The sequence below is a fragment of the Baaleninema simplex PCC 7105 genome, assembly GCF_000332355.1.
Lineage (GTDB): Bacteria > Cyanobacteriota > Cyanobacteriia > Cyanobacteriales > Geitlerinemataceae > Baaleninema > Baaleninema simplex.
The window spans coordinates 40,193-65,968 of the sequence record NZ_KB235957.1; the positions used below are offsets into that span (position 1 = coordinate 40,193).

The 25,776-nt window shown below is 52.5% G+C and carries 17 protein-coding genes and 1 pseudogene; 9 read left to right on the forward strand and 9 right to left on the reverse strand.

The features are described from left to right. Nucleotides 1-127 precede the first annotated feature (127 nt). The 3 genes from GEI7105_RS28465 to GEI7105_RS0100910 all read right to left on the reverse strand — a co-directional run bounded on the left by GEI7105_RS28465 (nt 128) and on the right by GEI7105_RS0100910 (nt 3,949). Complete coding sequence (locus GEI7105_RS28465; protein ID WP_144053614.1) at nt 128-2,092, reverse strand: NACHT domain-containing protein; 1,965 nt, start codon at nt 2,090-2,092, stop codon at nt 128-130. Nucleotides 2,093-2,417: 325 nt separating this feature from the next. Next, the gene (locus GEI7105_RS0100905) at nt 2,418-3,164 is read right to left on the reverse strand and encodes a metallophosphoesterase family protein (protein WP_017658606.1); all 747 of its coding nucleotides are present in this window, start codon (nt 3,162-3,164) and stop codon (nt 2,418-2,420) included. Nucleotides 3,165-3,196: 32 nt separating this feature from the next. After that, the gene (locus GEI7105_RS0100910) at nt 3,197-3,949 is read right to left on the reverse strand and encodes a DUF1995 family protein (RefSeq protein ID WP_017658607.1); all 753 of its coding nucleotides are present in this window, start codon (nt 3,947-3,949) and stop codon (nt 3,197-3,199) included. A 149-nt stretch (nt 3,950-4,098) separates the two neighbouring features. On the opposite strand from GEI7105_RS0100910, the gene GEI7105_RS28470 reads away from it, so the two are divergent. From GEI7105_RS28470 to GEI7105_RS0100930, 4 genes are all read left to right on the forward strand, one after another. Continuing rightward, complete coding sequence (locus GEI7105_RS28470; protein WP_017658608.1) at nt 4,099-5,001, forward strand: tetratricopeptide repeat protein; 903 nt, start codon at nt 4,099-4,101, stop codon at nt 4,999-5,001. 51 nt (nt 5,002-5,052) lie between these two features. Further along, nucleotides 5,053-5,715, forward strand: coding sequence for a class I SAM-dependent methyltransferase (locus tag GEI7105_RS0100920; protein ID WP_017658609.1), 663 nt, complete (start codon nt 5,053-5,055; stop codon nt 5,713-5,715). 86 nt (nt 5,716-5,801) lie between these two features. Continuing rightward, nucleotides 5,802-5,930 carry a hypothetical protein gene (locus tag GEI7105_RS40280; protein WP_281166967.1) on the forward strand — a complete coding sequence of 43 codons (129 nt, stop codon included), beginning with the start codon at nt 5,802-5,804 and terminating at the stop codon, nt 5,928-5,930. Nucleotides 5,931-6,084: 154 nt separating this feature from the next. Beyond that, nucleotides 6,085-6,345 carry a hypothetical protein gene (locus tag GEI7105_RS0100930; RefSeq protein WP_017658611.1) on the forward strand — a complete coding sequence of 87 codons (261 nt, stop codon included), beginning with the start codon at nt 6,085-6,087 and terminating at the stop codon, nt 6,343-6,345. 183 nt (nt 6,346-6,528) lie between these two features. Here the strand turns inward: GEI7105_RS0100930 and GEI7105_RS32995 are convergent, their stop codons facing one another. The 3 genes from GEI7105_RS32995 to GEI7105_RS0100950 form a co-directional block, all read right to left on the reverse strand. Next, on the reverse strand, nt 6,529-12,147 hold the full coding sequence (locus GEI7105_RS32995; RefSeq protein WP_017658612.1) for a PAS domain S-box protein: 5,619 nt from the start codon (nt 12,145-12,147) through the stop codon (nt 6,529-6,531). A gap of 525 nt (nt 12,148-12,672) precedes the next feature. Continuing rightward, nucleotides 12,673-13,065: a response regulator gene (locus tag GEI7105_RS0100945; RefSeq protein WP_017658614.1), complete on the reverse strand. Its 393-nt coding sequence runs from the start codon at nt 13,063-13,065 to the stop codon at nt 12,673-12,675. Nucleotides 13,066-13,240: 175 nt separating this feature from the next. After that, nucleotides 13,241-15,580 carry a response regulator gene (locus GEI7105_RS0100950; protein WP_017658615.1) on the reverse strand — a complete coding sequence of 780 codons (2,340 nt, stop codon included), beginning with the start codon at nt 15,578-15,580 and terminating at the stop codon, nt 13,241-13,243. A 315-nt stretch (nt 15,581-15,895) separates the two neighbouring features. Here GEI7105_RS0100950 and GEI7105_RS0100960 point away from each other — a divergent pair, with 315 nt between their 5' ends. Both GEI7105_RS0100960 and GEI7105_RS0100965 read left to right on the forward strand, forming a co-directional pair. Then, on the forward strand, nt 15,896-17,596 hold the full coding sequence (locus GEI7105_RS0100960) for a glycosyltransferase family 4 protein (RefSeq protein ID WP_017658617.1): 1,701 nt from the start codon (nt 15,896-15,898) through the stop codon (nt 17,594-17,596). Between the two features lie 44 nt (nt 17,597-17,640). Next, on the forward strand, nt 17,641-18,225 hold the full coding sequence (locus GEI7105_RS0100965) for a PAP/fibrillin family protein (protein WP_017658618.1): 585 nt from the start codon (nt 17,641-17,643) through the stop codon (nt 18,223-18,225). Between the two features lie 266 nt (nt 18,226-18,491). On the opposite strand, the gene GEI7105_RS0100970 is transcribed toward GEI7105_RS0100965, so the two are convergent. After that, on the reverse strand, nt 18,492-18,905 hold the full coding sequence (locus GEI7105_RS0100970; RefSeq protein ID WP_017658619.1) for an Npun_F0494 family protein: 414 nt from the start codon (nt 18,903-18,905) through the stop codon (nt 18,492-18,494). A 180-nt stretch (nt 18,906-19,085) separates the two neighbouring features. On the opposite strand from GEI7105_RS0100970, the gene trhO reads away from it, so the two are divergent. Further along, the gene (trhO, locus tag GEI7105_RS0100975) at nt 19,086-19,982 is read left to right on the forward strand and encodes an oxygen-dependent tRNA uridine(34) hydroxylase TrhO (protein ID WP_017658620.1); all 897 of its coding nucleotides are present in this window, start codon (nt 19,086-19,088) and stop codon (nt 19,980-19,982) included. Between the two features lie 665 nt (nt 19,983-20,647). Here trhO and hemJ read toward each other — a convergent pair. Further along, nucleotides 20,648-21,217 carry a protoporphyrinogen oxidase HemJ gene (gene hemJ, locus GEI7105_RS0100980; protein WP_017658621.1) on the reverse strand — a complete coding sequence of 190 codons (570 nt, stop codon included), beginning with the start codon at nt 21,215-21,217 and terminating at the stop codon, nt 20,648-20,650. Between the two features lie 330 nt (nt 21,218-21,547). Here hemJ and GEI7105_RS36475 point away from each other — a divergent pair, with 330 nt between their 5' ends. Both GEI7105_RS36475 and GEI7105_RS0100995 read left to right on the forward strand, forming a co-directional pair. Continuing rightward, nucleotides 21,548-21,967, forward strand: a complete 420-nt coding sequence (locus tag GEI7105_RS36475) for a hypothetical protein (RefSeq protein WP_017658623.1) — start codon at nt 21,548-21,550, stop codon at nt 21,965-21,967. After that, nucleotides 21,964-24,852, forward strand: a complete 2,889-nt coding sequence (locus GEI7105_RS0100995; RefSeq protein ID WP_017658624.1) for an adenylate/guanylate cyclase domain-containing protein — start codon at nt 21,964-21,966, stop codon at nt 24,850-24,852. Before GEI7105_RS36475 ends, GEI7105_RS0100995 begins: the two co-directional genes overlap by 4 nt. A gap of 126 nt (nt 24,853-24,978) precedes the next feature. On the opposite strand, the pseudogene GEI7105_RS0101000 reads toward GEI7105_RS0100995, so the two are convergent. After that, nucleotides 24,979-25,671, reverse strand: a pseudogene (locus GEI7105_RS0101000) (ISKra4 family transposase); the annotation flags it as partial. Nucleotides 25,672-25,776: the final 105 nt, after the last annotated feature.

Here is a 25,776-nt window from a genome sequence, read left to right on the forward strand (position 1 = left end):
CCTACCCCCCCTTCGCCCCCCTTTGAAAGGGGGGTTGGGGGGATAGAGGGACTTTTCGGGTTGGGTAAAACCAGTATTTGAGATTCGGATTCCGGATCGGTAGGTTGAAAGAATTTGCCAAGTCAGTTTATTCGAGCGGTCTGCCAAAATCTCGAACTGGAATTTGTCTTTCAAACGAACGATCCTCTTCGAGTTTCGGTTCGTTGGATTCTGGCGTAACGTCCGGTGTCGGGGGCGGATTCAACTGAGCGTCCCAATCGGCGATGAGCCGTTGCGCTTCCGGGTAGGCTTCGCTAAACGACGGCACTCGTTCGGCGATGGACATGGCGCCGAAAAGGTCGTAAGTCGCACGATCGCGGGCTAAATCGACGATCTGCCAACTCCAGTCGCGAATCGCACCGTCCGCTTCGCCCCGCCAACCGCCATAGGACGAAATTCCATTGGCCGTGCGGATTGCGGCTTCTAAAGCTTCTGGGGAACCGCCCTGGGCGATGTCGTAGGCTTCGTCGAGAAGTTGACGATCGCGCGCCGTTCCCGACCACTGTGCGATCGCGGTTTGGGCGTCATTATAAAGAGGACTGCTCGAGGGAATTTGTTGTGCGGTAGCGATCGCGTCGTTGAGATTTCCGAGGTTGGCCAACTGTTGGGCGCGGTTGAGAATCGGTCGGTCTTCCCGTTCGGCGATCGCACTTTGCCACTGATAAACCCACTGTTGCGCCTCGTCGTGGAGGGCGCGATCGCCCCCGATCTGTCTGGCTTGGGCGACAGCAGCTTGATAATCTCCCTGCTGCGCTAATTCCTGGGCTTTCCGTAAAATCGGGCGATCTTCGGAGGTTTCGAGGCGATCGCGCCAACGGGCAATTTCCTGCTGGGCTTCATCGTAGAGCGGCGTCGAATTCGACACCAGTTCAGCTTGGGCGATGGCCGCAGTCAAATCCGCCACGCTACCCGTGCGTGCCGTGTTTCGCGCGCGATCGAGCAACGCCACTTGATCGATCGCCCGTTGCCACCGACCGATGAGCTGCTGGGCGTCGTTATATAAAGGACTATCGATGTCTAGCTTTTGCGCTTGGGCGATCGCATTTTCCAAATTCGTGACCGTCGGTTGCCACACCAAGAATCGCGCCCGTGCTAAGGTCACGAAATCTCGCGCTTCGTCCTTGAGTTGCGTACTCGCCGGAACCCGACGGGCGATGGAAATGGCTTCCGTGAGGTTTCGCGCCTCCAACGCCGCATCCGCCAAATCGAGAAGTTGTCGTCCGTAGTCTTCGAGGGCGTCTTGGGCGATGGGATAGGCGGGACTTTCCAAACCAATTTGTTCGGCTAAGGCGATCGCCTCGAGAACACCGTCTACATCGCCGCGATTGGCGAGGTTTTGCGCGTTCGCGAGTTTGTTGGTATCTTCGCGGGCTTGTTGGACGCGTTGGGTAATTTCTTGATATTTCGTCGTCGCCCAATATTGGTTGTCCACCTCCAACAAGTTCGTCGCTTCGCGAAATGCTTCCGTCCAGCGTCGGTTTTTCAAGTGAGTTTCGATCGCTTCGTAAATCGTTTCGGCTTCAGTCCAAACCTGTTTCCAAGACTCGATGCGAAGTTCGATGGTGCGTTCTAAGGTTTGTCGCGGTTGAGGCGGTAACGTATCGGTGGGGACGCGACGGGCGATGTCGATCGCTTCGACGAGTTCGCCGTTTTGAAAGGACGTTTCGGCTAAATCGAGCAAGTCTTGCGTCCACATTTCCAGATGCTGGTCGATGGTGGGGCGCAATCCGCGATCGACGGGAACGCTACTGACGAGTTCGATCGCCTCGAGTAAATCTTCTGGAGTTTTCTTGTTCGCCGCCAGTTGTCCGCAGTAGAGGCGCATCGACGCCGAAGCAGTCGGCCAGAAAATCGACGGACAGTTGGGAACGGCGGGCAATCGCAACAACAAAGCCGTGGCTGTAATTGCAGTCCCGATAGTACCGAGGCCGAACAACACTGCCCAAACTTGCCACGGGGGAAGTTGCAACCGTCGTTTCTCGGATTTCGCCGCATGGGAAGATTTACGACGCCGCCGCCGAGACGAGGGCGACGCTGTGGGTGTCGATTGCAAAGCAGATTGGGATTGCGACGCCGTTCGCTTCGGTACAGAGTCCTTATGGACGTTCTTTCGGTTCAACGGCACACCTCGATCTCTCCTCATCACCAATACCTCTGACTTCTCGCGCAGAGACACGATCGATATCGTAACATTGTGTCTCAGTTCGAGGAGCTTTTGGAGCCAGGGAGCAGGGAAGAGGGGGAGAGGGGAAGAGGGGGAGAGGGGGAGAGGGGGAGTTGGCGGTGTACATTGGCGGTGCGTGACAAAGCGATCGGTCTCAGGATTTACACCCTATTTTTCAAGTCACGCACCCTACGCCTGTCTTCACCTCATCTCTTTATTTGACGGCGAAGCGTCGCGGTTTGACTTGTTTGGGATCGATTTCGACGATGAGGTCGTCCCAATCGTGCGATCGCACGGTTTCTTGCCAAACGTTAGCTTGATAAATGCGATGGTACGTCACATCGAGGGCAGTGAGCCAACCGCTTTCGAGGGTATAAACGCCCGTGTCGATATCTAACCAACCGATACCTTTTGCGAGTTGTCCCGGTTGCACGCCAGGAAAGGTAAAGGAAATCGTGTGGCCCGTGACGATAAGTTTGTCTTGAAAATAGGGTTGTCGCTGACGGTGAAATAAGTCGCGAATCCAACAAAACTGTTCCGCCGATTGTTTTTCGATAGGAAGTCGCGGATCGATTCCGGCGTGAACGAGCCAAACTTTCCCTAAATCGCGATAGAGAGGAACGGTTTTTAACCAGTCTAAGTGACTGTAAATATCGGATGGATTGTGATAACTGTCGATGGTTTGTCGTCCGCCAGCCATTAGCCAATATTGCAAGTTCTGCTCGTTAATTTCTCCGTTGGTAAAGGAGGCGAGCATCATTTCTTCGTGATTTCCTCGAATAGTAGTATAAGACGGTTCGTTCATTACCAAATCGAGGACTTTGGCACTATCGGGACCGCGATCGACCAAGTCGCCAAGGAAGTTAATGCGATCGCCACTTCCTGGCGCGATCGCTTCTAACAGCCGCATCAACGTTTCATAATGACCGTGAACGTCGCCGATGACAATTTGTCGAGACATACATTTCTCCTGTGTTCCCCTCCCAACTTTTCTTACCGAGTTAAGGCGCGGATGAATCGTTGAACTTCTGTTAAGAAACCGGGACGCTGACGGGGGGTTTGAGTCGTAGATTCGGCGTTTTCGGTGTCTTTCGATTCTTCGTCTTCACCCATCAATAACCGTTCTAACGCTTCTCCGGCTGGCTTACTTGACAATTCAGTCAAAATAGTGTAAGCGCCGTCTTCTCCTTCAACCCAAACTTGCCACAGCGACGGATAGCAGCGATACACCGCCGCACCGGGAAGCGGACGCACGTAATAACAAGACGTGAGTTTACTGAGAAACCGTTCGCGCAACTGTCGCGCCGCGTAGCCAATTCCCACCGTGGCGACGCTTTCGAGACGGGGAAGTAGCAGAACTACGGGGCGATCGCCGGCTGCGTTACAGAGTTTCTCTACTTGTTCGATTTCTACGTCTGACGGTTCGATGAGGAGAAAACACTCGTCGTCTTCTTCGATTTGACTCGTTACCGAAATGCGGCGACTGCCGATATCGGCGATGCGAAACGGCGTCTCACCCCAGTCGCGACGGGCTAAGGCGGCGGCGCCGGTGTCGGGGAAAAAGACTTTCAGTTGATATCCCAGTTCCGTGAGGACGGGAAGAAACTGTTCGGCGATGGGTTGCGCCTTCAGTTCGGGGTAGACGATTTCGACTTGAATCAAGCGGTAGCCGTCTTCGATCGCGGCTTTGGTGGCGGCTTGGGCTTGGGCGATAGCGGTTTCGAGATCCTGCGGTAGTTCAGTCATGCATCTAGTCGTGAGGGGTGGCGTTAGCTACTGTTAACTATTTTAAATGCTCTGTCGGTTTGGTTCTGGTTTTCGTAAAAGCCGTTTAGGGGGGTGAAGTTTGACGATGAAACGACTTTTAGAGGTTAATTGTAGGAGTGAGGAGAGATATGGCAGCTCGTCGTTGGCTCGCTTTATTGCTAGGAGTATCGATCGCGATCGCTCCCCTGAACGGAATCGCACAGACGATCGAGGAGTTATTGGAACGAGGGAATATCGCTCACGATCGAGGACACTACACTGAAGCCGAGCAGATTTGGCGACAAATCCTAGAACGAGATCCCGAGCATGACGGTGTTTACAATAACCTTGGTCTCACCCTCAGACAACAGGGGAAACTCGAGGCGGCGATCGAGGCTTACCGAAGTGCCATCGAACTCAACCCCGACGAAGCAGCGATTTACTACAATTTAGCCATTGCTCTATCCGATCTCGGGACGTTTGAAGAAGCGATCGAAACCTACCAACGAGCCATCGACCTCAAACCGGATTTTGCTACGGCTTACAACCGCTTAGGGATTCTACTGGTTCGTCGAGGACGACTTGAGGAGGCAGTCAGTGCTTTTGAAAGTGCCATCGAGATCGACCCCGAGGCGGCAATTCTGTATAACAATTTAGGCGATGCGTTGAGACGACAAGACAATCTCGAAGACGCGACGGTCGCCTTTCGACGGGCGACCGAACTCGATCCGAACGATACGTTTGCTTACAACAACTTGGGTAATGCGTTGATACGTCAAGGACAGGTTGAAGAAGCCGTCGATGCCTTTCGACGGGCGACCGAACTCGATCCCAACTATGCTCGTGCTTACAATAATTTAGGTAATGCATTGGGGGAGCAAGGGCAGCTCGAGGAAGCCGTCATAGCCTTTCGACGTGCTATCTTACTCGAGCCTAATTATGCCACCGCTTACTACAGTCTCAGTTTTGTATTGCACCAACAGGGAAGGTTAGAGGAAGCGCGTGCAGCCTACCAACGGGCGATCGAACTCGATCCGAGTTTGTCTGACTGATGCGATCGAAACGCGATAGATTGAAAAGCGATCGATCTCGTTCTCACTCCTATGTCCAATAAAACCCTCGGTCTGAGTCCCCAACTCCACGATTACCTCCTTTCGACCTCGGTTCGCGAACCAGAACTTCTGACCCAGTTGCGGGAGGAAACGGCGAAACTTCCCATGTCAAATATGCAAATTGCACCGGAACAGGGTCAGTTTATGGCGTTGCTGGTGCAGTTGATGGGAGCGAAAAAAGCGATCGAAATCGGCGTGTTTACGGGGTACAGTTCCCTGGCGGTGGCGTTGGCGTTACCGGAAAACGGAAAACTCGTCGCCTGCGATGTGGATGAGGAATACACGGCGATCGCGCGTCGGTATTGGGAAAAAGCGGGAGTTTCGGGAAAAATCGACCTTCACCTCGCGCCTGCATTGGAAACCCTCGATCGCCTCCTCGAAGACGGACAGGCGGAAACCTTCGATTTCGCCTTTATCGACGCGGACAAACGCAACTATCCAAATTATTACGAAAAATCGCTGCAACTGCTGCGTCGGGGTGGGTTGATTGCGATCGATAACGTGCTTTGGAGCGGACGAGTCGCCGATTCTGAAGATACGGACAAACGAACTCAGGCGATTCGCGATTTCAATCAAAAACTCTATGAGGACGATCGCGTGACGTTAAGTTTGGTTCCCATCGCCGACGGCGTGACGTTAGCATTGAAACGTTAGGACGATCTTGTCGTTTAACTTGCCTAGGAAAACAACGTTCAATTTGTGGTGAACGAAGCCGGGAAAAGCAGGCGGTATTAATCGATTTGGCTGAGTGGGGGGAATTGTGGGAAGATTTCTACGATCGATCGGTGGCTCATACTCGTCAAGAGGAAGAAGAAGTGTCTTGGGAGGAGCTAAAGCAAGACATCGAGGCTGAAGATCGTGGTGGATGAAGGATACACGATACGTTTTAAGAAATCGGCCGATCGACAGACTTTTGCAAATTCGCAATTGGAACGGACGATAGATGAAACCACGGGATTCTCGGCGTTAGGTTGGAAGTGAAGGTCGAACTTCACACCGAACAAACAACGCAGAGGTTAATTTATGCAATCCTTTAGCGAACGCTTAACTGTCAATCCTGGCGATCGCATTGCGGACGAGTCGCAAAACATTGAAGAGAAAGCCCAACAAGTGGCTGTCGATACCGTCGATGTGTTCGATCGCCTCGTGGTTCCCACGTATTTTGTCATCGATACCCCAGACGGCGAACAAAAAGCTCTGCACCACGTCAGAGATGCCGAAGAAATCTCCGACGTTATCCGACAAGCGAGAACCGACGAGTCGGGCGATCGCCTGTGGTGGTAGATGAGCCTGTGGGGGCGGTGCGTGACGCGGTAAGACTTTCTTCTGCTGACTTCGACGGGATTTTGACGCCCGCGTCACGGCAGCCTACGACTTCTCTTCATCTGCCTGTGGGGGCGGTGCGTGACGCGGTAAGACTTTCTTCTGCTGACTTCGACGGGATTTTGACGCCCGCGTCACGGCAGCCTACGACTCCTCATCAACTCCTTCCCAAATCGGTAACACGACAGACATTCGAGTCCCACCACCGGGACGGTTTTCAGCCCAGATGCGGCCGCCGTGTTCGAGGACGAGACGGCGACAGATCGCCAACCCCAAACCCGTTCCTCCTTTTTGGCGCGAATCGGAGGCATCGACTTGTTGGAAGGGGTCGAAAATACTGTCGATGCGATCGCTCGGAATGCCCCGGCCGCGATCGCACACCTGAACGCACGCGGCTTGTGACGACTTCATCTGTTGTAGAGAAGTTTCAAACGCACTGAGGGTTACAGTCGTCCCTGTAGAAGAAAATTTTATAGCATTACTAATTAAATTTGTCAAGACTTGGATAGTACGATCGCCATCGACCCACAATTTCGCGCGTTTCAAGCTATCCGAGAGGGGATCTAAGGTCAGGACGATACCATCGTGATCGGCCATGGCTTGCATAATTTCGATACTCTGAACCAATAACTTCTCGAGCGAACGCGGGGTGCGATCGAGCGTGATGCGGCCGGATTCGAGCTGTTGGAAATCGAGCAAATCGTCGATGAGTCGAGCAAGGCGATCGGTGTTTTTCAACGCGATTTCAATGAGATCCGTAGCTTTCTGAGGAAGCTGACCGAGTTTCCCGGCGGCCAACAATCCCAAGGCCACGCGCATCGAAGTCAAAGGCGTTCGCAGTTCGTGACTGACGATCGAAACAAACTCATTCTTCATCTGTTCGACGGCTTGACGTTCGGTAATATCTTTAAACGTCAACACAGCTCCGATATGTTCGCGATCGCACAGAATCGGCGTACAAATGTAATCGACGGGAAACGTCGATCCGTCGCGACGGCGAAACACGGCTTGTCGTGTGGGATTGTCGCACCGCAAGGCTTGACACGTCGTCGGCGTGTCGCCGCTGTCGTTCGTGAGCGGACAAACCGTCACCGCTACCTCCCGATCGCTCTCGAACGCCCCTAACTCTCGAGAGGGGGGAGTCGCCACCAGATCGTTAGCGGCGATGCCGATGAGGGTTTCAGTCGTGTAGCCGAGGGTTCGAGCCGCTGTGGGGTTGCAAAAGACGATGTTTCCATCTCGGTCTAACTCGCAGATCCCCTCTCCAGCAGAGGTCAAAATCAGTTCGTAGCGGCGACGCAAGTTTTCCAACGCGGCCTGATACTGTTTGCGATCGGTAATATCTCGAACGATCCCTAAATAGTAAAATGTCGCCTCCGATCCCGAAGTGTGTTGAAACGTAGACAGGGTCAGTTCCACCCAGACGATCGAGCCGTCTTTGCGAAAATAGCGTTTTTCGAGAGAGTACCCCTGAGTTTGCCCTTCAACTAACGCTTGGATGTATCGATACTCGCGTTCTAAATCCTCGGGATGTGTAAACTGCTCGAACGAAACTCCCAGCAGTTCGTCAAGCTCGTATCCTAGAATTTGGCAAAATTTGTGATTGGCCTCGTAAATCTGCCCTTGAAGATTGCCGATCGCGATTCCCACGGCGGCTTGCTCGAACATCGTCCGCAAGCGAGCTTCGCTCGATTGCACTTGAGCGTAAAGATCCGCTTGTTGGATGGCGAGGCTGACTTGCGCGGCCAGTTGTCCGAGCATTTCGACTTCGCCTTCGCTCCACGATCGCACCTGAGAACATTGATGGGCGATCAGCAGTCCCCAGAGGGGGGAACGATCCTCAAAGGGTTTGAGAATCGGCACGACGACCTTCGATCGCACCTGCATCTGTTTCATGAAATCCACCAAACAGGGGGCGAAGCGATCGGTTTCGACATCGGACACGATGCGAGGCAGTCCTCGGCAGTAGTTGTCATAACAATCGCGGGGAAACTCTTCATCGGGAAATTCCATGCCCGCACTTTGGGGATAGCCTTCGGCGACCGATTCGCTAACCACGCGGGCTAGACGGTTCTCGAGCAGTCGAAAAATTAACACTCGTTCGACGCCGAGACAGTGACGTACTTCGCGAACGGTGTTGTCGAGAATTTGTTGGAGGTCGAGGGAACGGCGAATGCGTTGGGTGAGGGTATTGAGCAGGCGATCGCGCTGAGCTTGTTGTCTGAGGCGTTCTTCGGCTTCTTTGCGAACGGTGATATCCAAAATCGTGCCGTCGAGATAGACCAAATTTCCCCATTCGTCCCACAATCCCCGACCTTTTTCGTGAAGCCAACGGATACTCCCGTCGGCGCAGCGAATGCGGTACTCGAAGCTGTAGGGTTCGTGTTTGGTAATCGTGCTGTTAATCGAGTTTGAGATGCGATCGAGGTCGTCGGGATGGATAATTTGCGACCAAAACGTCGGACTGTGGAGGAACGAGCCGGGGGAATATCCCGTAATGTCTTGGATGGCATCGCTGATAAATACCGTCGTCCAGTACTCGTCGGGTAAACATCGGTAAATTGCCCCCGTGAGGTTGGCTACGAGAGAGCGAAACCGTTCTTCGCTGGCTTTGAGGGCCCGTTCGGTATGTTTGAGATCGGTTATGTCGCTGGTAATGCCGTCGATACGGAGGGGATCGCCGCGTTCGTCTCGTACCAAACGCGCGCGTCCTCGCACCCAGCGAACCGTCTTATCGGGACGGAGAATGCGATATTCGAGGTCGAACTCTCCGAGGTCGAACAGGTCGTTCCACGCTTGTTTGAAGCGATGGCGATCGCCCGAATACACGACGTTTTCCCAGCGATGGGGTTGCTCGATGAAGTCTGTCGGCTCTCGTCCGTAGATTTTAACCAAGGCGGGACTGACGTAAAGCAGTTGCAAGGTTTGCGCGCAGAGAGACCACACCAAATCGTCGATCGACCCTAAGACGTTGTTGAGACGCTCTTGACTGGCCCGAAGCGCCACTTCGCTGGCACGCAGGGATGCTTGAATGCGTTTGGCTTCGGTAATGTCTTCGGCAATTCCGGCGATACAGGTGACCGTTCCGTCAGGATCGCGTATCGGAAAGGAGCGATCGCGAATCCAGCGCATCCCGTCGGGTCGCACGATGCGATACTCCAGCGTTAAGGGTTTCTCGAGGCTAACTTGCCAAAACAACGAAGCTTCGAGGCGATCGCGATCTTCGGCATAGATGGCATCGAACCAGCGGTGAGGGTTATTGTAAAGGTCGGCACGCGATCGCTTCCAGATGGTTTCGTAGGCCGGACTGATGTAGAGAACAGTTTCGACGGTCGGATCGACGATCCAAAACACGCAATCGATGTTGTGGGTCAGTTGGTGAAACCGCAGCTCGCTTTCGAGTAGTGCGGCTTCGGTTTGGCGGCGGCGGCTGATATCCCGCAAGGACAGGGCGTAAGCGGAACGACCGAGCCAGTGGGTTTCCGCCACAGCCATTTCGACCGGGAGCGATCGCCCGTCGGGACGCAACAAGTTGAGTTCGACGGAGTCGTCTGGCGCGATCGGCCGGCCGAACTCCCATCCGATGAGTTCGTCGAGAGAGCGATCGAACAATCGGGCAGCGGCGGCGTTGGCAAAGCAAACGATACCGGCACGATCGACGATCGCGATGCCGTCGGAGGTACTGTTGACGACGGTGTCGAGTTGAGATTCCCGATCGCGCAGTCGTTGCTCGGTCTGTTTGCGATCGGTGATATCGTTGGCCGTTCCCAACACTTGCAAAGTCTTGCCCTCGGCATCACGTTTGAAGGCCACGTCGCGCGATCGCAACCAACGCAGGCGACCGTCGGCGTGGTACATCCGATACTCGATTTCTCGAACTCGAGTGTCGGGAACGTCTCGCCAACTTCGGATGAAGTCGAGCAAACGGGGGGTGTCCTCGGGATACCAGGTTTCGGCAAAAAACGCTTCGCTCCGTTGTCGAACCTCATCGGGATCGTAGCCGAGGATTTCTGAGAGTTGCGAGTTGACGTAAACGATTTGTAAGGTCGAGATATCGACGATGTAGATGATTTGTGGGGTCGCATCGGCGATCGCTTGGACGAACTGTTGGTTCTGACGCAGTTCGGCAAGGGCGCGAGAGCGATCGGTAATGTCGTGGTAGGCACTCAGATAACAACTGCGCGTTGGGCGATCGTTGCGATCGCGGGTGGGTAGGGCGAGAAATGTCGTCGATACGAGTAACGTTTTGAGGCTGCCGTCTTTGGCGCGAATCGTGGTTTCGATATCGTGAAGGCTACCGCGATGCCGGACGACCTCGAGTCGCTCGCAGGCTCGAGCATAGTCTTCAGGGTCGGGATAGAGGGTAGCGAGGAAGCTGTGGTGCGTTCCGCCCGTTCCCGGTACGGGAGAACGCGCTCCCAACGGTGGGTCGGCGTTGGCTTCTGCCAGGCTGTAGCCGGTGATGTCCTCCATTTTTTGGTTGAAAATGCCAAAGGTTCCGGCTTCGTCGCTGAGGGTAATGCCTTCGCCAACCGTTTCGATGACGGTGAGCAACCGTTGCGCGAGGGTCTGGAGGTCTTCTTCTGCCAGTTTGCGATCGGTTATATCGAAAATGACGCCGTCCCAGACGATGCGTCTGTCGGGGTGGCGTTCGGGGCGAGAAATACCCTGAAGCCATTTTTGGCGACCCGACGGTGTCGTCACGCGCCATTCTAAAGACCAAGGGTGTAAGGTTTCGGCTGAGGTTTGAATCGATCGCGCGGCGCGATCGCGATCGCCTGGATGCATCATTTCTAACAGAAAGCTGGTATCTCGACAGGCAGCTTCGGGAGAAATCTCGAACAAACTTTGACAGCCGGAACTGGCATAGGTAATTTCGTCGGAACCGTCGGGATGGAGAACGTAGCGAAAAATCATACCGGGAACGTTGGCGGCCAGGTTGTGGAAGCGAGTTTCGCTGTCTTGAAGGGCGGCTTCGGTCTGTTTGCGATCGCTAATGTCGGTATTCGAGCCGATCGCGCGTTGGGGACGCCCCCGTTCGTCTCGCCAAATCTGTCCTCGAACTAAAAACCAGCGAGAGATCCCGTCTCGGGATAACGCGCGATACTCGAAGTTACAGGTTTGCGAGGTTCCCTCGAGACAGGTCTGAATTCGGTGGCGAACTGTCTCGCGATCGTCGGGGTGAATGCAGTCGAACCACGCCTCGAGGTTGTCGAGTGGTTCGCCGCCGTCGCCGCTTAAGAGGGCTTGCAAGTTGGGAGAAACGTAGAGTTTTCGAGCGATCGGGTTCCAGTCCCAAATGCCCACTTTGCCTGTGGTGAGAGCGAGTTCGTAACGCTCTTGTTGCAGCGAACGGGTCTCTGTGTCTGTTACTGGCTCGACTTCTAACGGCTCGGAGGCTTGCGGAACTTCTTCCCACACCAAGAGCAGGCGTTCTTCTCCCGCGAGGGTCGAGATCGCGGACGCGCGGGCGATCGCCGACATCCAACTCCCGTCTCGGCGGCGCAAGGAGTAACGACTCGTTTGTGGGGAAGTCGTCTCGCCGACGCGGTCGAGAAAGGCTGCAAATTTCGGGCGATCGCCTTCTTCGATCCACTCGAAGATGGATTGTCCCGTTAGGGCTTCTGATGTCTCGTCAAAGAGAGTGGCAGCGACGCGATTGGCACTCAGTACGGTTCCCTGTCGGTTCAGTTGGAGGTGTGCGACGGGGAGACTGTCATAACAACGGCGATCGTGCTGCAACTCTTTTTGGAGCCGAGCCATCGTAGCGATTAGCCTTTGCAGCAGGGTTGACTCTAGACCCATCACCCATGCCTCGAATTCCCTCTTTAACTACTATATGCGATCGACAATTTTCCGGGCGATCGCAGAAACGGGATCGCCGATGGAAAACGATAACGATTTTCCGCGACAATCCCGCTTTATGCGCGATTTTTGTTTAAATTTGTTTTACAAAATTCCTAGTTGACTCTACTACACGAACCATTAGTGAGACGCGCGAATTAAAGCGGGGATCGAGCGCTCTAAAACCCGCACGGTCGAAAAATCTGGCATTTTTTCGTGACAGTGAGGGCAAAACCAATAAATCTTACCATGAGCGACATGGCGTAGAAGTTTAGAGGAACAACAAGGGCAGTCGTTCGTCATTTTATCCACCTCTCTTATACTTGAGATGCTATGTCCATCAGTGTAAAGGGTGATTGTGAAGAAGTTGTGAAGCCCCGTATTTTTTAAGAATCTTAACAAAGCGACGGGTTGTTAAAAGCAAATCGAACCTCGACCGAACATTTATTCAGATCTATTCCAGTTAAGAAGGCTACAAATTTGAGGGACGAGCTTTAAGGGATCGAACGGCTTGGAGATGGCAGCGGCAATCCCGAGTTCGCCCCATTCCGGCGGCGTTTTACCTTGACCTTTCGCAGTCAAGAAAAGCACGGGGATCGACTGCGTTTCTGGGCGTTTCCGAAGCTGTTTCAAGGTTTCTAAACCGTCCATTCCCGGCATCATCACATCTAACAAAATGGCATCGGGGCGATCGCGAACGGCGACGGCGATCCCTTCAGCGCCCGAACTGGCTGTGACGACCTCCCAACCCCCTTCTAATTCGAGGACGATCTGTGTGACCTCTCGAATATCTCGTTCGTCGTCCACAATGAGAATACGTCGATTTTCGTTTGTCATTTTCACGATAAATCTCAGCTATTATTTACGAGCTTAACGAATTTGTATGAAGAATTTGTGAATAGACTTGACAAAACGTCCAAAAAGTATACAGAGATAGACACAACACGAAAAAAATATCCGATCGCTCGGTCGTAGCGGGTCGAAAAAGACGAGATCGGCGATCGCACCTCGATTACGTCGATACCCCAAAAATGCGATCGCGTCCAGCATTTTTAGCCCGATATAACGCCTCGTCCGCTGCCCGATACAACGTCTGCAAATCTTCCCCATCCTCAGGATATTGAGCGACTCCCGCACTAAAGGTCACGTTTAACATCACGTCGTCGTCTAAGGTAAACGTCTGCTGTCTCCAGTCTCCTAAAACCTCCGAGAGTCGCCGCACGCCGTCGACTTTCAGAGTATCGATCGCCGCCACGACGAACTCCTCTCCCCCCCAGCGTCCGACGACATCGCTCGGGCGAAACGACTCTCGCAACACCTCCCCAAAGCGATGCAACACCAAATCGCCCGCCGCGTGGCCGTGACAGTCGTTGACCTGCTTGAAGCGATCGATATCCAGCAGCGCAAACGACAAAACCCGACGTTCGCGGGCGCAAGTTCGCAGCAATCGGGTAATGTCGTAACTCGACTTCCGCCGGTTCGAGACTCCCGTGAGCGGATCGAGTTCGGCGAGGTTTTGTAACAGTTGCGTGCGCTCTAAACGGTTGAACAACCGCGCGATCAACTCCGGGCCGGCGATGGGTTTGCTCACGTAATCGTCGGCACCAACCCGAAAAATACGATTGACCGTATCGGTGTCCGTGCGAACCGTCAAAAACAACACCGGAAGTTTGCGCCACTGGGGTTCGTTGCGAACCACCTGACAGAGTTCGATGCCACTGTAATCGGGCATTTCCAAATCTAACACCAGTAAATCCGGCGTAAACGCTTCTAGAACTCGCCAAAACTGACGCGGTTCGCTGAGGGTTTCGACTTGCAATCCCCAGGGCTGCAACAACGCTTTCAATAACGCCAGTTCCTGCACGTCGTCGTCCACCACGAGGACTTTCGCCGCCGTGTTCGATCGCTGCAATACTTCCAACGTCGTTTCTAAGATCTGCGTCGTCGTTAAGGGTTTTTGTAGAAACGCCCGGGCCCCCAACCGCGACACGGCCAGGCGATCGTTAAAGCTATCCCGCACCGTCAACACGATCGCTGGAATCTCAGGACGGTTGCGGGCTAAATCTTCGAGCAACATCAACCCGTCCTCGTCCGATTCGGGAAAATTGAGATCGAGCAGAATCAGACTCGGTGGATTTTCCACGATCGCCTGTCGCGCCTGACGCACCGTCGTCGCCACCTGGGTTTCTAACCCCCACGTTTTCGCATCTTCAGCGATCTGCATCGTTAACAACGTATCGTCATCGACGATCAACAACTGCCGCCGATCGGGAGCGGGCATCGTCGTCGGTGGTTCGATGGAAAGCGGTTCGGGATCGCCGGCCAGTTGTTGGCGCAGTTCGACTAAACTTTGCCATAACTGTCTTCGTTCGGCTTCGACGAGGGGTTCTTCCTTCGACAGCAAGGCTTCGATTTGACGGGCCAGTTGCGATCCGTAACGGTAGCCGAAGGTGCCTAACGACCCTGCCAAGCGATGGGCTTCTTGACGGGCGAGAAGGCGATCGCCGTCGTTATCGCCGTCTTCGATCGCGTTGGCTCCCCGCTCGATGGTTTCGACTCGTTGCAACGCTCTCGGCTTAACTCGACTCCAGACTTGTTGGATGGCGTCGAGCGTCGGATTCGAGTTGGGCTGAGTCTGCATCGTCGAGTTTGCGATCGGCGGGGTAGAAGTCATGTCGTCAGCGTTTTTGAGACGATAGCCGACACCGTAAACGGTTTCGATTAAGTCGGCGGGCGCGCGAGCCGCTTTGAGTTTCGTCCGCAAGCCTTTAACGTGAGCGCGAATTGTATTTTCCGTGGGGGGTTCTTCCAAAGACCACAAATGAGCGATAATCGTTTCGCGATCGAAGACCCGAGACGGGTAACGTAAGAATAACTCTAACAGGGCGTATTCTTTTGGCGTCAACGACAGCGATCGATCGTTGTAGGTCGCTTCGCAGGTGGCCGGATCGAGACACAGGCGCTCCCACGTTAAAACGGGCGGCCGTGCGTACCGTCCCCGTCGCAACAAGGCGCGAATACGGGCGAGAAGTTCCTCGACTCCGACGGGTTTGACGACGTAATCGTCGGCTCCAGCATCGAGTCCGCTAATTTTATCGTGGCTGGTTTCGAGGGCGCTCAACAGTAAGATCGGCATTTGATAATGTTGCGATCGCAAATACCGACAAATCCCAATGCCGTCGAGTTTGGGTAACATCACGTCTAAGACGAGCAGGTCGTAATCGAACGTCCGAGCGTAGTTGAGTCCCGTTTGCCCGTCCGTCGCGACATCGACAATATAGTTGCACTCGCTGAGATACTGACTCAGTAACTCAACCAATTGTTCGTCGTCTTCGACCAACAGAATTTTCACCAGTCAGTTCCCAGCACACTCTAAACTCCTTACTTCTAAGTTTAGGCATTTCCTTTTAAGTCCTAAAGCGCTTTCCGTACTTTCCGTTTCATCGATTTTCTTACCTTTTTGTTGGGTGCTCCCACGCCGATCGAACCCTCGCGTTTCGACAAACTCGCGTTGCGCTCGGCGATCGCGCCCTCGTCTGCCGCGCTCGACTCGTGGCCGTTTTCCACCTGCGATCGCCCGAACGACCCTCGAATTTCCCACACTGAGAGTCGAGCGAAACCTCTCGCTCTCGTATAATGGGGCGGCGTACCGTTACCGTTTCCTTTTATGCACCGGAGCGCTGCAATTTTCTACATTAAAGACGGATACGACACCAGCGGAAAGCGGTTACTCGGGCGTCAGTCAGCAGGAGAAGGTTTTCTCAAAGGTCTCGCACGCTACAGCCAAGCCGAAACCCTGTACTGTTCGACTCCATCAGAAGAATCGTTTCGCGAATTTTGCGATCGCGTCCGAGGCTGGACTTCTCGAGAGCGAGCGATCGTATGGTTGCCCAGCGACGACCCCACCTCCGCTTCCAAAGCGGGACTGTTGTACCATCCCTCGCCCGGAATTGGCGAATTGGCCTGGAAACGCCGTTTCAGCGACCCTCGCACCTATAGCTTGTGCGGCATCACCCACACCACCGCCAGTCGCGCCGTCATGGAGGCGGTTAGCGAACTCCTCATCGCCCCCGTTCAACCCTGGGACGCTCTGATTTGCACCTCGGACGCCGTCAAACGGGGTGTCGAACATCTCCTCGACAGTTGGGGAGATTACCTCGCCCGACGCACCGGATGCAAACCCAACGCGAACGTCCGCCTTCCCGTGATTCCCCTCGGTGTAGACTGCACGGCGTTTCCCCAGGGACGCGACGCTACAGAGGCCCGCCGCCGCCTGCGCCAAGAATTGAACGTTTCCGAAGACGATATCGCGATCTTGTTCGTGGGGCGGTTGATTTCCTACGCTAAAGCCCACCCCGTCCCCATGTATCTCGCGGTAGAACGGGCGGTACGGCAGCTTCCGCAACCGTCCAAACAACGGGTTCACTTGATTCAAGCGGGATGGTTCGAGTCGGACGCAGACGAAGCGGCGTTTAAAGCGGCGGCGAAGAAATACTGTCCCTCGGCGAACGCGCTGTTTGTCGACGGACGCTTGCCCGAAATTCGCCGCCACATTTGGACTGCGGCAGATATTTTTATTTCGCTTGCGGACAACATTCAAGAAACCTTCGGTTTGACTCCGATCGAAGCGATGGCGTCGGGGCTTCCCGTCGTCGTGTCCGATTGGAACGGGTATAAAGAATCCGTCCGCCACAATATCGACGGGTTTCGCGTTCCGACGCTGTTACCGCCACCGGGAACGGGGGGAGATTTGGCGTTCGACTATTTTAACGATCGCGTCAATTACAGTACCTTCGTCGGGGAAAGTGCGATCGCCACGGCCATCGACATCGATGCTTGTGCGGAGTTTTTACGGCGGCTGATGGGCGATCGCGAGTTACGCCAGCGTCTGGGGGAAAACGGCTGCCAACGGGCGCGACAGATGTACGATTGGCGGGTCGTCATTGGCGCTTATGAGGAGTTGTGGCTGGATTTAGCCCGACAACGCGCCAGTCAGCCGATGTGTGCGCCTCTCGAGAGCGAGCGATCGCCCTATCCGATTAGCGACGATCCCTTTCGCGCCTTCGCCCACTATCCCACGCAAACGCTGACGCCCCAAGTGCGGTTGACTCTCGGTCAAATGGCATCGCCCCAAGCGAGGGCGGAGTTGTTTCAACTGTGGACGAACACCTTGGGCAGTTCTCGCCGTCTGTCTCCAGAAGAAACAGCGAAGCTTGTCGAATTGGTGAAAGAACGGGGCGCGATCTCCATCGAAGAGATGTTTCGACAATGGCAGATTTCCCCGCGATCGCTTCGCGGCGTTCGTCTCTATCGCACGGTTTCCTATTTGCTGAAATTCGATATCCTCAAAATTGAATCTCTCGAGTAATCGTTCGGAATCGAAACCCCTTTAAAACTTAAATTGGCGGACTTATGCTTGGAAAAGACGAACTGTTACAGGCGATCGCTGGAAAAAATCGCGGCTTGCTAGCCACCGAAACCGATAAAACCGCCATTCTTTCGGCGGTAGCGCGTCTCGAAGATCGCAACCCCACCCCCAACCCCATCGAAGCCGCCGAACTCCTCGAGGGAAACTGGCGACTGTTGTACACCACCAGCGACGAACTTTTAGGGATCGATCGCTTTCCCGTTTACAACCTCGGGCAAATTTACCAATGTATCCGCGTCAAGGATCGCAAAATCTATAACATCGCCGAACTGCGAGGCATTCCCTATCTCGAAGGTATGGTGAGTGTGGCGGCAACGTTCCAACCCACCTCTACCCGTCGCGTTGACGTAAAATTTCAACGATTCGTGGTGGGATTGCAGCGACTCATCGGCTATCAAAATCCCGATGCGTTTATTGAAGCGATGGAATCGGGGAAAAAATTCTTCGCCGTCGATTTCGAGATTACTCCAGGAGAGCGCAGCGGTTGGCTAGAAATTACCTATCTCGACGAGGATTTACGCATTGGACGCGGTAACGTCGGCAGCGTGTTCGTTTTGTCCAAAGTTTAATCGAAGCGTTTGGGGCATCGAATTTTTCCGATCTTTTCCGGACGAGTCCCCCTCCGCCGGGAAGTATAGAACGGTAGATGCACCCTGATAGTTAACCCCGGCACGACACCCAGCCGGGGTTTTTTGTTGGGTGAATCGCGATCGCTCCATTAAGGAGAAGGGAAAACATCAAGGGTCAGATCCCCGGTATCTTGGAAATGCCGGGGATCTCGTACAGAGGGGATTTTATACAAAGAATCGATCGAATCGGGTTATGGCGGAGACGATTAGAAGGGCAAACGTAACCAACGCCGCAACCAATTCGTCATGCGATCGAACGTCGTTAAAGTCGCTTGCCACGACTCCCCATGTTCCTGCCATTCCCGCACCACCAAGCGGCCTAACGGCGTCAGGCGGAAGCTGTCTGTAATCCCCTGTCCGTCCACTTCCCGGCGCAACACACCCACGTTAATCAGCCATAACAGATCGTTTTCGGCATTGAGTTCTGGAATCGGAATTTCCGTATATCCCGCTTTAAAGCCAGCCGTTCCCGCGATTTCGCCGAGAAATACGCCTTCCTCGCGCATGGCGATGTAGAGTTTGAGTAGAAACGGCGCACAGCGCACGGCTCGTCTGGCACGTTCGAGGGTAACTTCAGGATACTGAACCGATTGTGACATTTTGGAATTGGTGACGGTCATAGCGTTCGGGAGTTGTGCGAACAGAAGCGACAGAAAACAGCGATGGAAAAGTCAGAGGCTGACCTCAACTTGAGATATTAGCAGTGTGAAATTTTTTTAATATTCTAAACTCAAGTGTCGATCGCTGTCACAACCCTGTCAAAATAGTAGATCTTACGATTTGAGTGTCCTAGTGTCCTTATGAGCGTTGTCGTTGCCACGTTTTATAGATTCGTCCGTTTGCGTGATTTTGCAGAAAAGCGAGAACCATTACTAAAATTTTGCCGCGATCGCGCCGTCAAAGGGACGATTTTACTCGCAGAAGAAGGCATTAACGCCACGATCGCCGGAAGCCGAGAGGCGATCGATGCAGTGTTGGACGAACTACGTCGCGATCCCCGTCTGGCGGACTTGGAACATAAGGAATCCACTGCGGAAATTCCGCCGTTCGAGCGGATGAAAGTGCGACTGAAGCGAGAAATCGTCACCCTCGGACAACCGAATATCGACCCGCGCGATCGCGTGGGAACCTACGTGAATCCCGAACAGTGGAATCAAATTATTTCCGATCCCGACGTGACGCTTATCGACACTCGCAACGATTATGAAGTAGAAATCGGAACGTTCAAGGGGGCAAAAAATCCCAACACGCGATCGTTCCGCGAGTTTCCCGAATACGTCCAACAAACACTCAATCCGACAAAAAACAAGAAAATTGCAATGTTTTGCACGGGCGGAATTCGCTGTGAAAAAGCCACGTCTTATTTATTAAAACAGGGGTTTAAAGAGGTTTATCATCTCAAAGGTGGAATCCTAAAATACTTAGAAAACGTTCCTGAAGACGAGAGTTTGTGGGAAGGAGAATGTTTCGTATTTGACGAACGGGTGGCGGTCAAACATGGTTTAGAACCCGGTCGTTACGAAATTTGCCTCAGTTGCGGACATCCTATTTCCGAAGAAAATAAAGCTTCTGAAAAATACGAATTTGCAATTTCTTGTCCTCACTGTTACGACAGTTTGACGGAAGAAAGACGTCGCCGGCAGATGGCGAAACAGCAACAGTTGCTTCGATCTAAATCCTCTCCTTCAAAATCCTAGGTTTAAGATCTGAATAGTTTGACTGCTAATGTCAATTTAACGGGTGCATCTCAATGAGTGCAAAAACATCAGTTTGGGGTGGCAAAATTCCCGATTAGCACTTCTGGTATAAGATCCCCGGCATCTTGGAGATGCCGGGGATCTGGAAATTGAGATGCACCCTGAAATACAACTAGAGCAGTCTCAAATTAGGGGTGCATCCTTCGTGGTGCAGACAAGTCCTGAAACCCTTGTTAGAAAAGATATCGCTGTATTAAAGGGTTGGCCGCAAAATCCCAGATCGGTAAATTGCTACCGGGGATCTGGCTCGATCCTCAATTCATACGGATTTCGTATTACATCCATTGAGATGCACCTCAAATGAGTCGTCAAAAATTAAAACACCAGAAAAAATCCGATTCCCCGTTCCCCGCTCCCAATTTTATTACACAACTGATTTAGGATTGCTAGAGGCGTGACCATTTTTGACGTGATGTTCACTGCCGCATTGAGAACAAATCATAAGCATAAACCACATAAAAATATTTTTATTATTACTGTATGATACCATTCACCCAAAGGCTTACTAGCGCTGCATTCTGCTATTTTTTAGTTTTATCGAACTCACCTTAATAAAAAAGGTGAGCAGTCATGCCCACCTAACAACAGAGGTGAAGACTCAACTCTTAAGATTGAGAGGCTTCAGTCAGTTCCCGTTCTTTGTCCAAACGACGTTTACGAGCGTAAAGTTGAATTGTTGCCGCCATCAAAACTACTGTACCAAAAATTAACCACGGGGCGATATTCGTTGGAAAATTATTTTTGAAAACTGCCAACATCACGATAACGAGCAGCAAAAGTGTTGGAGCTTCGTTGAGGGCGCGAAGTTGTTTGCTCGTCCACTTGCAATCGCCTCGTTCGAGCTGTTTCATCAAACGACCGCAGTAAAAATGATAGGCAATTAGAACTGCAACAAACGTGAGTTTAATATGCAGCCAGCCCGACTTTAAAATTTCGGGTTCCGTGGTAATAATCCCGATCGCCATTGCTGCCGTGACCAACATTCCGGGCGTGGTAATAATGTGGTACAGCCGCTTTTCCATAATTTGATATTGATTTTTTAAAATGGAACGAGCGGGTTCGGGTTCGGCGTCGGCTTCGACATGATAAATAAACAACCGGACTAAATAAAACAGTCCTGCAAACCAAACGACAACGCCGATTAAGTGAAAGGCTTTATACCATAAGTAAGGCATGAAAATGAAGACTCCCCTCGAGCAAACTCAAAAATATCTCTAGATAGGATACAAAACTTTGGAGAATGCTGGGACAAATTGTTAAGAAACGCTACAGACCGGCTTCAGTCGATCGCCGTCAGTCGTTCCCGAGCCGATTCTGAAAATTGTCTCGACCCGATCGCCCGAGATCCGAGACGGGAAGTTTAGACAAATGGGCGATCGCCTCTCCGGATCGGTTCTCCATTCGGGAAAATCGCCCGGAAGCCGAACCTTTCAGCTCGTATAACGTTTGAAGACATCTACTCTACGCTCGCACCAGGTCACAGCACATCGGGGTCAACATCGAACATGAAATTTTACACGGATAACACCGATCGCGATCGCGCGATACGAACAGTCTCGAACGCACAGCCGCCGGTCTTCTCGCGGGATACTCGTTCCTCGAACGAAAACGCCTCATTCCCACCCGAAAACCGCGATCTCTTGGCGATCTCGCTGTCGCAAGCCGTTGTGGGGGGTCGGCCGTCCCTCCTCGCCTCCCAACAATACCGGTACAATAGGGTATTGGAACGATATCGGAATTTCGATCGAAACCGTTCGACAGGTTTATCAGTCAGGGGAAACTCGCATCACCATCAAAAAAACGTCGCTCGACCGGGACGAACGGCGTTTTTTCGACGCAGGACGATCGCGCAGGAAATTGTAGGGTGCAACCATCGGTCGTTTGCCATCACGCCGACTTCGATCGCAACCCAGGTAAAACTATGACTTCTTCCCCCGTCGAGCGACGTAATCTCATGAGAGACGAAGACAAAACTAAAACAGAATTAATTGAAGAACTCGTCGCCCTACGCCAACGAGTCGACCGGCTCGAAACCCAAACCGCATCCGCCAGCAGTAACGGCCACCCCAACGACGCGAACGCCACCCTCGAATCTCAACTCGAAGAACGAACCGCCGCCCTCATCGAAGCCAACGACCAACTCGTCGCCGAAATCGTCGAGCGAAGTATGGCAGAAAATGCCCTGCGATCGGCCAAAGACCAACTCGAAGCCGCTCTCGAAGCCGTTCCGGGTGTCGTATCGTGGATTAGCTCCGATTTATGCTACCTCGGCGTCAACCAACAGTTAGCCGCGATGTTTGGATTGCCGATCGAACATTTTATCGGCAAAGATATCGGCTTCATGCAAGCCAGCTCGGAATTTTACACGTTCGTTCGCCACTTTTTCGAGCAGTCCGAACGAGAAACCACTTGTGAAGTCCGAGCAGACGTGGAAGGAGAACTGCGGGACTTTCTCATCGTCGCCCAAAAGTACGACGAAGGACGCGCCGCCTTTACCGTCGGGATCGACATCACCGAACGCAGACAAGCCGAAAACGAATTGCGATCGGCCAAAGACCAACTTCAAGCCATTCTCGAAGCCGTTCCCGGAATGGTGTCGTGGATTAGCTCCGATTTACGCTATCTCGGCGTCAACCGCCACCTGGCGAACACCTACAATCTCCCCGTCGAAGCCTTTATCGGACAGGATATCGGCTTTCTGCAAACCAGCGATCGCTTCGAGCAGTTCCTGCGAGACTTCTTTACCAGTGTCGAAACCGAAGCCTTTCAGGAAATTACCGCCAAAGTCTACGGTGAATCCCACAGTTACCTCATCGCCGCCCGCAAATACGACGAAGGACGCGCTGCTTTTACCGTCGGGATCGATGTGACCGAACGCCATCGCGCCATTCAAGGTCTGAAAAACGCCGAAGCCAAATATCGCAACATCTTTGAGAACGCCGTCGAAGGTATCTATCAAATCGCCCCCGACGGACGCTATCTCAGTGCAAATCCCGCCTTAGCGAGAATCTACGGTTTCGAGTCTCCCGAGGCGTTGGTGACTAGCCTCAGTTGTAACGATCGCCTGCTCTATCTCGATCGCGATCGCAGACACCAATTTATGGGACGCTTACACGCAGAAGGACGCGTCGTCGGCTTCGAGCAGCAAATCTACCGACACGACGGTTCGATCGTTTGGATTTCTGAAAACGCCCGCACGGTTTGCGACGAAGACGGAACCCTCCTCTACTACGAAGGCACTGTCGAAGATATCACCGAACGCAAGCGAGCAGAAGAAGCCCTCCAACGGGCGAACGAAGAACTCGAAACTCGCGTCGAAGAACGCACCGCCGCCCTCAAACAGTCTAACGATCGCTTGATGCTAGAAATCGGCGAACGCCAGCGCGTCGAAGCCGCTCTGCGGAAATCCGAAGCGGAGCTGCGAGCGTTGTTTAGCGCCATGACGGACGTTATCACCGTCTTCGACGCCCAAGGACGGTTCGTCAAAATCGTTTCGACGAACTCGGAAGTCCTCTACAGCCCCACAGAAGATCGCATCGGGAAAAGCGTTTACGAAGTGTTTCCCCCCACCCAAGCCAGTATTTTTATCCGTCACATCCAACGGGCATTAAACACCGGAACGACGGTGAACCTCGAATACAGCCTCACCGTCGAAGAACGAGAAACCGGCGCTCCCGTCGATGTTTGGTTTGCAGCGACGGTGTCTCCCCTTCCCGACAACTGCGCCATTTGGGTAGCGCGGAACATCACCGAACGCAAGCGCGTTTTAGACGCTCTACGGGAAGCCGAGGAAAAATATCGCAGTATTTTCGAGAACGCCGCTGAAGGTATTTATCAAACCACGCCGGAAGGACGCGTCGAAAGCGCCAACCCCGCCTTGGTGAGAATGTACGGCTACGACTCGTTAGAGGATTTACAAACCCACCTAACGGACGTGACGACTCAACTGTACGTCAACCCCCGCCGTCGTGCGGAGTTCGTGGCGGCGTTGGAAGAGGGGGGAGCGGTATCGGATTTCGAGTCTCAGGTGTACCGCAAAGATAAAAGCGTCATTTGGACGTCAGAAAACGCACGCACGGTCAGAGACGATCGCGGCAAGTTACTGTATTACGAAGGGACGGTACAGGACATCACGAAACGCAAGGAAGCTGAAGAAGCGTTGCGCGCCGAACAGGAGAAGTCGGAAAGTTTGCTGCTCAACGTTTTACCGAAATCCATCGCCGAACAGCTCAAACAAGACCAAACTTGTATTGCAGAACGGTTTGAGGAAGCGACGATCCTGTTTGCGGATTTGGTGAACTTTACCACACTGTCGGCGCAGATGTCTCCCTCGAAACTGGTCGATTTACTCAACGAGATTTTTTCGACTTTCGATCAGTTTGCGTTGGCCTATCGGTTGGAGAAAATAAAAACTATCGGAGATGCTTATATGGTGGCGGCGGGGTTGCCGATGCCGATGTCGGATCATGCTGACGCGATCGCAGAAATGGCTTTAGAAATGCAATGGGCGATCGGACAGTTCAAGCAAGAAAACGGCATTCCCTTTCAGTTACGCATCGGGATTAATACGGGGCCGGTGGTAGCGGGGGTTATCGGCATTCGCAAGTTTACGTACGACCTTTGGGGCGATACGGTGAATATTGCCAGTCGTATGGAATCTCAAGGACAAGTCGGCAAAATTCAAGTTACTGAAGCGACATATTTGCAGTTAAAAGATAAGTACGTTCTCGAACCTCGGGGAATGGTAAATGTGAAAGGACGAGGTGAGATGATGACATATTGGTTGTGCGATCGCAAAAATAATATTTAAAAGCAGAGACAGAGATAAAAAAACGCCAATTCAAGTTTGAAATGCAACGGTCTCCGATCCCTGACTATAAAATACCTCAGAAGGGGTTCGATAGTCAGGGTGCATCTCAGTTTTGCAAAAATATTGCTAAAACAGAGTACCATTTAAGTAAGCACAGCGTAAAGAAAGAATCTTAGAAACATTCTCTACTTTCCATTGCGCTCCCGATATTTTGACTCGCATTCCGATTGGCTTAACACCCGATTCAATTGAGCCTGAACCCACGGAACTGATTTTTTCTTCCTGACAATATTTATAGTTGATTATTCGAGGTCTATGAGTTTCCAGATATCGACAAAAGTTGACCGCTTCTTTCTTTTTTAAGGCTCGAAATAAATTGAGAGTTTCTTCAACTTTTCCCAACCATAACAATTTCTCGCCTTGCTTGAGTCGCTTTAACGATCCTCCGACTTTGTAAAGATTTTCTTTAAGATGATACCAGTCTAAAATTTCAATTCTTTGTTCATCTTCTCCCAGATTTTCAAATAAATTCCAAATCCCCGGATGTCCATCTCCCAGACAAAATAGTGGATGAATTAATGGCTGACTGTTAACCCAATCACTTAAAGCCAAGTTGTCTTGGAAAAAAGCTCCCAAATAAGTCCCATTTAAACACACTGCTTTATAGTCTTTCCATTGGCAAGGTTCACCCTTCGCAGCGGTGCGTAACCTTATTTTTCCTCCATCCAAGCTAACTTCCTGTACTCCAACTATGGAATTTGGTAGCTCCAAGTTTTGTTTTTGAACGAGTCTTTGTAGTGTACTATGGGAAATTTTTAGGGTTTGCTGAAAAAGTTATCAAAAGCTGGGGGTGGAAAATGAACAAGAAGCCGTCTTGCTCAAGGTATAAATCTGAATTGACTTAACTCGTCCACTTTATAAGTT

What these genes read in the sequence shown, in the direction of transcription:
- GEI7105_RS36475 (WP_017658623.1), top strand. Translation starts at nt 21,548, where the DNA reads ATGAAATTTTACACGGATAACACCGATCGCGATCGCGCGATACGAACA.
- GEI7105_RS0100905 (WP_017658606.1), bottom strand. Translation starts at nt 3,164, where the DNA reads ATGTCTCGACAAATTGTCATCGGCGACGTTCACGGTCATTATGAAACG.
- trhO (WP_017658620.1), top strand. Translation starts at nt 19,086, where the DNA reads ATGAGCGTTGTCGTTGCCACGTTTTATAGATTCGTCCGTTTGCGTGAT.
- GEI7105_RS32995 (WP_017658612.1), bottom strand. Translation starts at nt 12,147, where the DNA reads ATGGCTCGGCTCCAAAAAGAGTTGCAGCACGATCGCCGTTGTTATGAC.
- GEI7105_RS0100960 (WP_017658617.1), top strand. Translation starts at nt 15,896, where the DNA reads ATGCACCGGAGCGCTGCAATTTTCTACATTAAAGACGGATACGACACC.
- GEI7105_RS28470 (WP_017658608.1), top strand. Translation starts at nt 4,099, where the DNA reads ATGGCAGCTCGTCGTTGGCTCGCTTTATTGCTAGGAGTATCGATCGCG.
- GEI7105_RS0100945 (WP_017658614.1), bottom strand. Translation starts at nt 13,065, where the DNA reads ATGACAAACGAAAATCGACGTATTCTCATTGTGGACGACGAACGAGAT.
- GEI7105_RS0100970 (WP_017658619.1), bottom strand. Translation starts at nt 18,905, where the DNA reads ATGACCGTCACCAATTCCAAAATGTCACAATCGGTTCAGTATCCTGAA.
- GEI7105_RS0100965 (WP_017658618.1), top strand. Translation starts at nt 17,641, where the DNA reads ATGCTTGGAAAAGACGAACTGTTACAGGCGATCGCTGGAAAAAATCGC.
- hemJ (WP_017658621.1), bottom strand. Translation starts at nt 21,217, where the DNA reads ATGCCTTACTTATGGTATAAAGCCTTTCACTTAATCGGCGTTGTCGTT.
- GEI7105_RS0100930 (WP_017658611.1), top strand. Translation starts at nt 6,085, where the DNA reads ATGCAATCCTTTAGCGAACGCTTAACTGTCAATCCTGGCGATCGCATT.
- GEI7105_RS0100995 (WP_017658624.1), top strand. Translation starts at nt 21,964, where the DNA reads ATGACTTCTTCCCCCGTCGAGCGACGTAATCTCATGAGAGACGAAGAC.
- GEI7105_RS0100910 (WP_017658607.1), bottom strand. Translation starts at nt 3,949, where the DNA reads ATGACTGAACTACCGCAGGATCTCGAAACCGCTATCGCCCAAGCCCAA.
- GEI7105_RS0100920 (WP_017658609.1), top strand. Translation starts at nt 5,053, where the DNA reads ATGTCCAATAAAACCCTCGGTCTGAGTCCCCAACTCCACGATTACCTC.